The organism is Stenotrophomonas sp. AS012628, assembly GCF_010608305.1.
In the GTDB taxonomy this organism is placed as follows: Bacteria; Pseudomonadota; Gammaproteobacteria; order Xanthomonadales; family Xanthomonadaceae; genus Stenotrophomonas; species Stenotrophomonas geniculata.
Map to the genome: position 1 here is coordinate 298,950 of NZ_VMBJ01000001.1, position 11,124 is coordinate 310,073.

The 11,124-nt window shown below is 65.2% G+C and carries 9 protein-coding genes and 1 tRNA gene; 8 read left to right on the plus strand and 2 right to left on the minus strand.

Annotated elements, in window-relative coordinates; genetic code table 11:
* Positions 1–59: 59 nt before the first annotated feature.
* The 8 genes from G5A07_RS01425 (at position 60) to G5A07_RS01460 (ending at position 8,197) form a co-directional block, all read left to right on the plus strand.
* The gene (locus G5A07_RS01425; RefSeq protein ID WP_010484249.1) at positions 60–554 is read left to right on the plus strand and encodes a nicotinamide-nucleotide amidohydrolase family protein; all 495 of its coding nucleotides are present in this window, start codon (positions 60–62) and stop codon (positions 552–554) included.
* 34 nt (positions 555–588) lie between these two features.
* The gene (gene ubiB / locus G5A07_RS01430) at positions 589–2,271 is read left to right on the plus strand and encodes a 2-polyprenylphenol 6-hydroxylase (RefSeq protein ID WP_191862441.1); all 1,683 of its coding nucleotides are present in this window, start codon (positions 589–591) and stop codon (positions 2,269–2,271) included.
* Positions 2,272–2,436: 165 nt separating this feature from the next.
* Positions 2,437–3,072 (plus strand): transcriptional repressor LexA, encoded by a 636-nt coding sequence (gene lexA / locus G5A07_RS01435; RefSeq protein ID WP_010484251.1) that lies wholly within the window; start codon positions 2,437–2,439, stop codon positions 3,070–3,072.
* A 204-nt stretch (positions 3,073–3,276) separates the two neighbouring features.
* Complete coding sequence (gene recA / locus G5A07_RS01440) at positions 3,277–4,314, plus strand: recombinase RecA (protein ID WP_010484252.1); 1,038 nt, start codon at positions 3,277–3,279, stop codon at positions 4,312–4,314.
* A 110-nt stretch (positions 4,315–4,424) separates the two neighbouring features.
* Entirely contained in the window at positions 4,425–4,916 is a 492-nt protein-coding gene (gene recX / locus G5A07_RS01445; RefSeq protein ID WP_049412637.1) for a recombination regulator RecX, read from the plus strand.
* Between the two features lie 110 nt (positions 4,917–5,026).
* Positions 5,027–7,675 (plus strand): alanine--tRNA ligase, encoded by a 2,649-nt coding sequence (alaS, locus tag G5A07_RS01450; protein WP_010484254.1) that lies wholly within the window; start codon positions 5,027–5,029, stop codon positions 7,673–7,675.
* Between the two features lie 147 nt (positions 7,676–7,822).
* Complete coding sequence (csrA, locus tag G5A07_RS01455) at positions 7,823–8,026, plus strand: carbon storage regulator CsrA (RefSeq protein ID WP_004152909.1); 204 nt, start codon at positions 7,823–7,825, stop codon at positions 8,024–8,026.
* Between the two features lie 78 nt (positions 8,027–8,104).
* Positions 8,105–8,197, plus strand: a tRNA-Ser gene (locus G5A07_RS01460).
* Positions 8,198–8,292: 95 nt separating this feature from the next.
* Here G5A07_RS01460 and G5A07_RS01465 read toward each other — a convergent pair.
* Positions 8,293–8,748 (minus strand): DUF4189 domain-containing protein, encoded by a 456-nt coding sequence (locus tag G5A07_RS01465; protein ID WP_032953406.1) that lies wholly within the window; start codon positions 8,746–8,748, stop codon positions 8,293–8,295.
* Positions 8,749–8,862: 114 nt separating this feature from the next.
* Positions 8,863–11,124, minus strand: a 2,262-nt coding sequence (locus tag G5A07_RS01470) for a TonB-dependent receptor (RefSeq protein WP_126559393.1), incomplete at its 5' end; no start/stop codon positions are given.

Below are 11,124 nucleotides of genomic sequence, written 5' to 3' on the forward strand. Positions count from 1 at the left end.
CGACATCAGCCTGTCATCTGCGGTACAACGTGCAGGCTCTTCATCCCACCGTCATGCCGATGTCCATCCCCACCGACGCTGAACTCAACGCCCAGTCCGCCGCGCTCGGGCAGCGCCTGCAGCAGGCCTCGCTGCAGCTGGTGACCGCTGAAAGCTGCAGTGGTGGCTGGATCGCCAAGTGCATGACCGACATCGCCGGTTCCTCGGCGTTCTTCGACTGCGGCATGGTGGTCTACAGCTACGAGGCCAAGCAGCGCCTGCTGGGCGTACGTGCGCAGACCCTGGAGCAGTTCGGTGCGGTCAGCCGCGAAACCGTGCTGGAAATGGTCTCCGGCGCGCTGGTCAATTCTGGTGCCGGCATCGCGGTGGCGGTGACCGGTATCGCCGGCCCCGGCGGCGGCAGCCCGGACAAGCCGGTGGGCAGTGTCTGGATCGGCTGGAAGCGCCGTGGCGGCTACGCCCGCGCCGAGCTGTTCCAGTTCGATGGCGACCGCGAAGCCATCCGCCGGCAAACCGTGGCGGCGGCATTGCGCGGTATCGACGCCCAGCTGTGACATGCTGCTCCGGTAATCGTCCGGAGCACGCATGATGTGGGAAACGCTGGGCACGGTCCGTGACCTGGGCCGACTGCAGGAAATCGCCGTTGTCCTGATCCGCTATGGCTTCGGCGACGTGGTGCGGCGCATCGGCCTGGCCACCACGCTGGAGCGGGCAGGGCGCCTGCTGCACTGGAACGAGGACCGCCAGGAGCTGCTGCGGATGACCGCACCGGTGCGCGTGCGCAGCGCGATGCAGGATCTCGGCCCGACCTTCGTCAAGCTCGGCCAGGTGCTGGCGACGCGCGTCGACCTGCTGCCACCGGAATGGATCGCCGAGCTGTCCGAACTGCAGAACGCGGTACCTGCGCTGCCGTATGCGGACATCCGCGAGCAGCTCGAAGCCGATCTTGGTGCGTCTCCGCAGGACGTGTTCGCGTTCCTCGACGAAACCCCGATGGCGGCCGCCTCGCTGGCGCAGGCCCATCGTGCGCGCCTGCATGACGGTCGCGAGGTGGTGCTGAAGGTGCGGCGCCCCGGCATCCGCGATGTGGTCGAGGCCGACCTGCGGCTGCTGGCCCGCCTGGCCGAGATCGTCGAGGCCCGACTGCCGGATCTGCGTCGTTACCGCCCGGCCGAAGTCGTGCAGCAGTTCACCGTGTCGCTGCGCCGCGAGCTGGATTTCGCCGCCGAATGCCGCAATGCCGAGCGCATCGCGCGCAACTTCAATGGTCGTGATGACATCCTGATTCCCCGCGTGCACTGGCAGTGGACCTGCGAGAGCCTGAACGTGCAGGATTTCGTTGACGGCATTCCCGGCCGAGACCTGGCCGGTGTCGATGCGGCCGGGCTGGACCGCCGCGAGCTGGCACGGCGTGGCGCCGACATCGTGTTGAAGATGGTGCTGGAGGACGGCAGCTTCCACGCCGACCCGCACCCCGGCAACATCATCTACCTGCGTGACGGCCGCATCGGCGTGATCGATTTCGGCATGGTCGGCGCCTTGTCGGAAGTACGGCGTTTCCAGGTTGCGCAGCTGCTGCACGGGCTGGTCGAGCAGGATCCGCAGGGCGTGGCTGACGTGCTGCTGGACTGGGCCGGCGGTGTCGAGGTTGACGAGAACCGGCTGCAGCACGACATCAGCCAGTTCGTCGATCAGTACCGTGGTGTGCCGCTGAAGGATCTGCGCATCGGCCTGATGCTGGGCGACATCACCCAGCTGCTGCGCAGCTACAGCCTGACCCTGCCGGCCGATCTGGCACTGATGATCAAGGCCTTCCTGACTCTGGAAGGCATGGGCCGCCAGCTGGACCCCGATTTCGACATGGCCAGCGCCGCGCGCCCGTTCCTGGAGCGCGTGGTGCTGCAGCGCTATGCGCCCAGGGCGCTGCTCAAGCGCGGCCGGCGCAGCCTGCTGGGCCTGGTCGACTTCGCCGGTGAGCTGCCCCGCGACCTGCGCAAGCTGGTGCAGGCGGCGCGCCGTGGGCGGCTGCAGCTGAAGGTGGAAACCAGCGCGCTGCAGGGCTTCGGCGAGCAGGTGAACCGTGCGGCGAACCGGCTGGTGATGGGCATCGTCACTGCTGCGCTGATCATCGGCTCGTCGATCGTGATGCACAGCGTCGGCGGCGTCTCCAGCCGCTGGCTGCTGGCGCTGGGGGTCTGCGGCTTCATCGGCGCCGGCTTCTGCGGTGTGTGGATCCTGTTCTCGATCTGGAGAAGCGGCAAGCACAACTAGTGTGCTTGCCGCAGCGATTCCTGTAGAGCCGAGCCATGCTCGGCTGCTCTCGCCCAGGTCAGCCCGGCCATTCGCCACATTGCCGAGCACGGCTCGGTACTACAGATGTCGCCGTGTCGTCTCCGGCACTTGCAGTCCTGTGAGTTAGTAGTAATACTACTAATCATGGACCTGACCGACACCCAGCAGGCGATCCTGCAGTTGATCGCCGAGCGTATCGAGAGCGAAGGCGCACCGCCGTCGCAGACTGAAATCGCACGTGCGTTCGGCTTCAAGGGCGTGCGCGCGGCCCAGTACCACCTGGAGGCCCTGGAGCAGGCCGGTGCGATCCGTCGCATCCCCGGCCAGGCCCGCGGCATCCGGCTGGTGCAGGCGCCGCCGGTCGAGAAGCTGGCCGAGCCAGGCCTGCCCGACAGCGTGCTGCGCCTGCCGGTGCTCGGCCGGGTTGCGGCGGGCCTGCCGATCGGCGCCGATATCGGCTCGGACGATTTCGTGGTGCTGGACCGGGTGTTCTTCTCGCCGGCGCCGGACTACCTGCTGAAGGTGCAGGGCGATTCGATGATCGACGAGGGCATCTTCGACGGTGACCTGATCGGCGTGCACCGCACCCGCGACGCCCATTCCGGGCAGATCGTGGTGGCCCGCATCGATGACGAGATCACCGTCAAGCTGCTGAAGATCGCCAAGGATCGTATCCGCCTGCTGCCGCGCAACCCCGACTACAAGCCGATCGAGGTGCAACCGGACCAGGACTTCTCGATCGAAGGCCTCTATTGCGGCCTGTTGCGACCCAACCGTTGACCCGTTCCATAGCGCATTACCCCGCGGTCTTTTGTGGCGATTCTCTGGTTCCACTGAGGTTGGTACGGATGTCCGATAATTCTTTTCAGAGCGCCGGGCAGAATCTCAGCCTGTGCGATACGTCCGACTTAAAGTGAGCCCATGGCAAAGAAGACCCCCAAAGACAGCACCTCCAACGACACGACCTCTGCAAGGACCCAACCGATGGACGAGAACAAGAAGCGCGCCCTCGCTGCAGCTCTGGGCCAGATCGAAAAGCAGTTCGGCAAGGGCTCGGTGATGCGCATGGGCGACCGCGTGGTCGAGCCCGTCGAAGCCATCCCGACCGGTTCGCTGATGCTCGACATCGCACTGGGCATCGGCGGTCTGCCGAAGGGCCGTGTCGTCGAGATCTACGGGCCGGAATCCTCGGGCAAGACCACGCTGACCCTGCAGGCCATCGCCGAATGCCAGAAGATGGGCGGCACCGCGGCCTTCATCGACGCCGAGCACGCGCTGGACCCGATCTACGCCGCCAAGCTGGGCGTGAACGTGGACGACCTGCTGCTGTCGCAGCCGGATACCGGTGAGCAGGCGCTGGAAATCGCCGACATGCTGGTCCGCTCGGGTTCGGTCGATATCCTGGTGATCGACTCGGTCGCCGCACTGACCCCGAAGGCCGAAATCGAAGGCGAGATGGGCGATCAGCTGCCGGGCCTGCAGGCCCGCCTGATGAGCCAGGCGCTGCGCAAGCTGACCGGCAACATCAAGCGCTCCAACACCCTGGTGGTCTTCATCAACCAGCTGCGCATGAAGATCGGTGTGATGATGCCGGGCCAGAGCCCGGAAACCACCACCGGCGGCAACGCGCTGAAGTTCTATGCCTCGGTGCGCCTGGACATCCGCCGTATCGGCGCGATCAAGAAGGGTGACGAGATCATCGGCAACCAGACCAAGATCAAGGTCGTCAAGAACAAGCTGGCGCCTCCGTTCAAGCAGGTCATCACCGAGATCCTGTACGGCGAGGGCATCAGCCGCGAGGGCGAGCTGATCGACATGGGTGTGGATGCCAAGCTGGTCGAGAAGGCCGGTGCCTGGTACAGCTACGGCGAAGAACGCATCGGCCAAGGCAAGGACAACGCCCGCGGTTACCTGCGCGACAACCCGACAGTTGCTGCGAAGCTCGAAGCCGAGCTGCGCGAGAAGTTCCAGCCGACCGAAGCCAGCCGTGAGGAAGGCGACGACGAAGGCGACGACGAGTAAAGCTTGCTGTGGGGCAGGGCGGCGCCGTCAGTGACGTCGCCCTGTCCCGCAGGTTCGAATCGCCCAGGGAGGGGCTGGGCGCCACGGATGGCGCCACCCTTGGAGTACGCATGTCCGACGCCGACGACATTCCCAACGGTCGCAAACGCCGGCCGCGTGAGCAGACCCCCGTGCAACGGGCGCTGGGCCTGCTGGTACGCCGCGAGCACTCGCGCAAGGAACTCACCCGCAAGCTGACCGCACGCGGCATCGAAGACGATGCGGCGCAGGCGGCTGTCGCCAAGCTCACCGAGGCCGGCTGGCAGGACGACACCCGTTTTGCCGAGAATCTGGTGCGGATGCGTGCCAACACCGGCTATGGGCCGATCCATGTCCGCGCCGAGCTGGGGACCCACGGCCTGGATAGTGCCGCGATTGCCGCGGCGATGGACAGCTACGAAGGCGACTGGCAGGAAAACGCCCGTGACCTGGTCCGCCGACGCTTTGGCGAGGCCGGCCCGCAGGACCTGACGCAGCGGCGCAAGGCCGCCGATCTGCTGGCCCGACGCGGCTTCGACGGCGACAGCATCCGCCGCGCGACCCGCTACGACCCGGATGACTGAGACTGGCGGCGCCGGGCCTGATACCCTTTAGGTTTTCGGCGGTCCCTCGCGACCCTGGCCAATGCGGCCGGTGGTCCGGGCCCGCCGGCCCGCAGACTGCCAGCCCCCCAATGAACGCATCCGCCAAATTCACGACTTCCCAGATCCGCAGCGACTTCCTTGAATTCTTCAAGGGCAAAGGCCACACCATCGTGCCGTCGGCGCCGCTGGTGCCGGGCAATGATCCGACCCTGCTGTTCACCAACTCCGGCATGGTGCAGTTCAAGGACGTGTTCCTTGGTGCGGAGAAGCGCAGCTATGTGCGCGCGGCCGACGTCCAGCGCTGCCTGCGCGCCGGCGGCAAGCACAACGACCTCGACCAGGTCGGCTACACCGCACGCCACCACACCTTCTTCGAAATGCTGGGTAACTGGTCCTTCGGCGACTACTTCAAGAAGGACGCGATCGCCTGGGCCTGGGAACTGCTGACCCAGGTCTGGAAGCTGCCGGCCGAGCGCCTGCTGGTTACCGTCTACCAGACCGATGACGAAGCCTACGAACTGTGGCGCGACATGGTCGGCATTCCGGAAGCGCGCATCGTGCGCATCGGTGACAACAAGGGCGCGCCGTTCGCTTCGGACAACTTCTGGCAGATGGCTGACACCGGCCCCTGTGGCCCGTGCACCGAGATCTTCTACGACCACGGCGACCATATCGCCGGTGGCCCCCCGGGTTCTCCGGATGAAGACGGTGACCGCTTCATCGAGATCTGGAACCTGGTGTTCATGCAGTTCGACCGCCAGCCCGACGGTACCCTGGTGCCGCTGCCGGCGCCGTGCGTGGATACCGGCATGGGCCTGGAGCGCCTGGCGGCGATCCTGCAGCACGTGCACACCAATTACGAGATCGACCTGTTCCAGGCCCTGATCCGTAAGGCCTCCGAGCTGACCGGCACCGCCGACCTGGAAAACAAGTCGCTGCGTGTGATCGCCGATCACATCCGTGCCTGTTCGTTCCTGATCGTCGATGGCGTGCTGCCTTCCAACGAAGGCCGTGGCTATGTGCTGCGCCGTATCATCCGCCGCGCCCTGCGCCATGGCTGGATGCTGGGTGTGCGCCAGCCGTTCTTCAGCAAGCTGGTGCCGACCCTGGTCGAGCAGATGGGCGAGGCCTATCCGGAACTGCCGGCAGCGGTGGATACCGTCACCCGTGCGTTGCAGGCCGAGGAGGAGCGTTTCGCTGAAACCCTCGACGCCGGCATGAAGATCTTCGAAGACGTCGCGGGCAAGGCCAGCAATGGCGTGATCCCGGGCGTTGACGCCTTCCGCCTGTACGACACCTATGGCTTCCCGCTCGACCTGACCCAGGACATCGCCCGCGAGCGCGACCTGACCGTCGACATCGCCGGCTTCGATGCTGCGATGGAACAGCAGCGCGAAACCGCACGTGCGGCCGGCAAGTTCGGTGGCGGCGTGACCCTGCCGGCCGAGCTGGTGGCGACCCTGAGCCCGACCCGGTTCCTCGGCTACGACCGCCTGCAGGCCGACGGCCTGACCGTGCTGGCCGTGCTGAAGGACGGTCGTCCGGTGCAGTCGGCCGATGCCGGTGACGCAGTCATCGTGATCACCGACCAGACCCCGTTCTACGCCGAATCCGGTGGCCAGGTCGGCGACACCGGCGTGCTGACCGGCAACGGAGTGCGCCTGGCGGTGGACGATACCCAGAAGTTCGCCGGCCAGTTCCATGGCCACGTCGGCACCCTGTCCGACGGCGGCCTGAAGGTCGGCGACGTGCTGTCCGGCCAGGTCGATGGCGAGCGCCGCGGCGCCACCATCCTCAACCACTCGGCCACCCATCTGCTGCATGCCGCCCTGCGCGAAGTGCTGGGCACCCACGTGCAGCAGAAGGGCTCGCTGGTCGCTCCGGACCGCCTGCGTTTCGACTTCTCGCACTTCCAGCCGATCAGCGCGGAAGAGCTGGCTGTGATCGAGCGCAAGGTCAACCAGCAGGTGCGCGCGAACAACGCTGCCGAAGTGCACAACATGGGCATGCAGGAAGCGCTGGACTTCGGCGCCATGGCCCTGTTCGGCGAAAAGTACGGTGAGCACGTGCGCGTGCTGAAGATGGGTGACTACTCCACCGAGCTGTGCGGCGGTACCCACGTCAACCGCACCGGCGACATCGGCCTGTTCAAGATCACCTCCGAGGGCGGTGTCTCGGCTGGCGTGCGCCGTATCGAAGCGGTCACCGGCCAGGGCGCCCTGGACTACGTGGACGCCGAAGAGGCCCGCCTGGCCGAGGCGGCCGACCTGCTCGGTGGCAGCGCTGCCGACGTGGTCGAGAAGATCCGTGCCCTTGGCCAGCGCCAGAAGCTGCTGGAGCGCGAGCTGGAGGCCGTGAAGGCCAAGGTCGCCGCCGGTGCCACGGCCGACCTGTCCGGCCAGGCTGTCGAGGTTGCCGGCGTGAAGGTGCTGGCTGCCCGCCTGGAGGGCTTCGATGCCAAGGCCCTGCGTGACGCCATGGACCGCCTGAAGCAGCAGCTGGGCGATGCGGTGATCGTGCTGGCCGGTGCCCAGGACGGCAAGGCTGCCCTGGTTGCGGGTGTGAACGGCAGTGCAATGGGCAAGGTCAAGGCCGGGGAACTGTTGTCCCATATCGCCAGTCAGATCGGGGGCAAGGGCGGCGGACGCCCGGACCTCGCCCAGGGTGGTGGCGAGGACGGGCCCGCCCTTGCCACTGCGCTGGCTGCAGTCGTCGAATGGGTCAGCCCCCGCCTGTGATGAACCTGGCCGTCCCCCTCCTTGTAGGAGCGGGACGGCTGACGGTACCATTGCGAATCTTTTCCCTTTGTCGTGGTAGCGCTTCTTGACGGAGCGTCAAGCCGGTGGGGGATACCCTTCCACACGGTTCCATGGAGACTTACAAAAATGTTGATCCTGACTCGCCGCGTCGGCGAAACCCTGATGATCGGTGACTCGGTGAGCGTCACCGTGCTTGGCGTCAAGGGTAACCAGGTGCGTATCGGCATCACCGCGCCGAAGGACGTCGCTGTGCATCGCGAAGAGATCTATCAGCGCATCCAGCGTGGTGATGAAGCCGGTGGCACCGGTAGCGAAAATTCTGCCGAATAACGCTTTACCTTCGCACTCGATTAACGTTATGATTCACGCCCCGCTGAGGTGCAACGCACCAGACGCGGAGAAAACCCCGGAGTGATGCCCGAGTGGCCGAAGGGGCTCCCCTGCTAAGGGAGTATAGGGTCAAAAGCTCTATCGAGGGTTCGAATCCCTCTCACTCCGCCAGATACAAAGAAGCGCCTGCAGATCCTCGATCTGCAGGCGTTTTTCTTTGTTCAACGCGGTAATACACGGCTGCGCCGCACCGGCGTTGTGCAGGCCTAGTGGGTGGTGCCAGCCGCGTCCTGCCCGACTTCGGGCGAGGAATAGAGCCTGGGCTCCGGCACCGCATGACCCGGATGAGCGGGCGGCGCAATGCCGCTTGGCGTTTCGCGCCAGAGAATTGCCAGTGTGCAGTCATTGGCACGTTGCCTGCACATTCTTTCCGCTTTGCGTTGTGCGGCGTCCGCCGTCTTTTCCCCAAGTGCAAAGCCCATGGCGACGGTGCCGGTAGCGATCGCCGAATATCCCACCGCGGTGGTCGTGGCAGTCTGCGCACAGTTGCGGGACCGAACGGCGCAGTGCTGCAGTGCGCGCTGCATCGCAGCCGACAGCGTGCTGTGGTTCATGGCGTAGCCGTAGCGGCCATCGTCGTCGTAGACGATGGCGGAGGCCGCGTTGGCGCCGGATGACAGGCACAGCAACAGGCCAAGTGACAGGGGGCGCATCCAGTTCATTCCCATCTCCATTTTCTGCTGATGGTGGATCAGACCGGGTTTGAAGCGCAACGTTGCCGCCACTACGCCGAGCCCGCAGTTCATCGAACCGCGGGCGGCGCCATCGGTTGACCGTCAGAGCCTCACCGTCACCCCCACCTGGAAACCACGCCCCGGCAACGGCGCGATGTACTTCAACGGCGAGTTGTGCGGGCGTGCTTCTTCATTGAGCAGATTGCTGCCGTTGACGAACACCTCCATGCCGGCGATGTAGCTGTTGCGTACCGGCAGCTCACGGCTGACCTGCAGGTCGACCAGGTTGAAGGCATCCAGTGGCACTTCCTCGCTGACGTTGCGGCCGAGGTACTTCTGCGTGTCGTAGTAGGTGCTGGACAGCTGCGCCTTCCAACCCTCGCGTTGCCACTGCAGATTGGCGCCGTAGCGGTTGGTCGGCATGTTCGGCAGGTACTCGCCGTCGTTGTGGGCACGCAGCGAATCGGGGTGATCGGCCTTGTTCTTCACCAGGTCGGCGAAGGCGGAGATGTTCAACGTGCCATAGCGGCCAAGGTCCAGGGCCTGCGATGCGTCGATCTCGAAGCCCTTCACCGTGGTGTCGGTCTGCTTCCAGTATTTCAGCGGCAGGCGGTTGGCGGTCTGCACGCCCGAGTAACCCAGGTACAGATAGTTCTCGTACTTCATCCGATACGCGGTGGCCGACAGTTCGAACCCTCCGATATGGAACAGGCCGGTCAGCTCCAGGTTTTTCGCGCGCTCTGGCTCGAGGTTCTGGTTGCCTTCTTCCTGGGTCATCACCGAGTAGTGCGCGTTGCTCGCATACAACTCATTGATCTCCGGTGCGCGCTGCGAGGACGAGTAGCGCACCTTGGCGGCGAACAACGGACCGAGCTCGACGTACGAACCCAGGCCGTAGCTGTTGAGCCGGTAGGAACGATCCTGCAGTTTCGTGTTGGCGGCATTGCGCGCGGTCTTGAAGCGGCTTGGTTGCAGGTCATGGTCAATGCGCTCGTGGCGCACGCCAGCGTCGAAACTGGCCCAGCCGAAGTCCAGCGTCTCCTTCAGGAACACCGCGTTGCTGCGGGTGTCGACGTCAGGCAGGTAGCGCAGCGAGCCGCTGCCGGTGACATCGCGCGACTGGTGGCTGTAACCGAGCAGGCCGCTGAGCGGACCGACACGCTGATGGCTCAGCAGCAGTTCGGCCTGGGTGCTCTCGAAATCGTAGTCGTTGGCCTTGGAAGCACCCAGCCGTTCGCCGGAGGCGTTGTCCAGCTTGGAGACACGCAGTTCGGCGCGCTCGAACCACGGCAGCGGGTCGCGTAACAGGGCTTCCAGTGCGTAGCGTTCCTGCTTGATCACCACGCCCACCGGCAATGCGTTGGCGTAGTTGGAACCGAACGACAGGTTCTGCATCGAGAACCCGGGCACGCCGTATTCGCTGTCCTTGGCATCGATGCTGACACCCACGTAACCACGGTCGAAGAACAGGGTCGACCCGAACGCCACCTGCGAATTGCGCGCGTAACTGTTGCCCAACCGGTGATGGTAATCGGGCGTCACATCATTGTTGATCTGCTTCTGTACGTATGACGGCGTGCCGGCGACATAGGCCGGATTGACCGGATTGATATAGGTACGGCGCTGCCAGACCGAAGTCGGGTTGTTGGTGTAGAACGAGAAATCACCATCGGCCCAGTCCGGGTTCTCGGTCATGAACTGGTCGATGTAAGGTTGCGAGGCCTTGTTGTAGATCTGCTGGACGCGCGCCTCCTTCTGGCAGCTGTCGGCCAGCGCCGAGTTGACGCCGCCGGTCGGCGGAAACAGTCGGGTGTTGCAGACACTGGCCTTGCTGTTGCCGGGGATGTCGTAGTGCGAGATGCGCTGGCGAGAGACCTGCAGGTTGGTCGAGAGGTTCCGCTGGTTGTTGAAGTTCATGCGGAAGCCCTGCGCGTCGGCGGCATTGAAGCCCTTGCGCAGGACCAGTTCCATCGACTGGTCCTTGTCTTCCATGCTGCGCGAGATCAGGCCCGGATCGATCTCCACGCTGCCTCCGATCGCATTGCCGCCGTAGCGCACGGTGTCGGAGGACTTGTTGACGGTCACACTGCGTACGAACAGCGGATCGAACGGAATGTTGATGTCGCCGCTGATCGCGTTCATGCCGAGGATGGACTGGCCGTCCTGCAGGATCTGCACGCGGTTGCCGCTGAGGCTGCGGATGACCGGAGCGCCCGCGTTTGGCCCGAAGGCGCTGCTCTGCACGCCGGAGACGTGTTCGAGCAGCCCGCCGAGGGTGCGGTTCTGCGCCTGTGGGTTGTCGACAGTGACCCGGGTGTCGATGCGCGAGGGCTGGGAGGCCTGGACCTGGAGGGTGGGGAGGGT

Coding starts and splice junctions, on each gene's coding strand:
- lexA (WP_010484251.1), top strand. CDS start 2,437: ATGGACCTGACCGACACCCAGCAGGCGATCCTGCAGTTGATCGCCGAG.
- G5A07_RS01465 (WP_032953406.1), bottom strand. CDS start 8,748: ATGAACTGGATGCGCCCCCTGTCACTTGGCCTGTTGCTGTGCCTGTCA.
- ubiB (WP_191862441.1), top strand. CDS start 589: ATGTGGGAAACGCTGGGCACGGTCCGTGACCTGGGCCGACTGCAGGAA.
- recA (WP_010484252.1), top strand. CDS start 3,277: ATGGACGAGAACAAGAAGCGCGCCCTCGCTGCAGCTCTGGGCCAGATC.
- G5A07_RS01425 (WP_010484249.1), top strand. CDS start 60: ATGTCCATCCCCACCGACGCTGAACTCAACGCCCAGTCCGCCGCGCTC.
- alaS (WP_010484254.1), top strand. CDS start 5,027: ATGAACGCATCCGCCAAATTCACGACTTCCCAGATCCGCAGCGACTTC.
- recX (WP_049412637.1), top strand. CDS start 4,425: ATGTCCGACGCCGACGACATTCCCAACGGTCGCAAACGCCGGCCGCGT.
- csrA (WP_004152909.1), top strand. CDS start 7,823: ATGTTGATCCTGACTCGCCGCGTCGGCGAAACCCTGATGATCGGTGAC.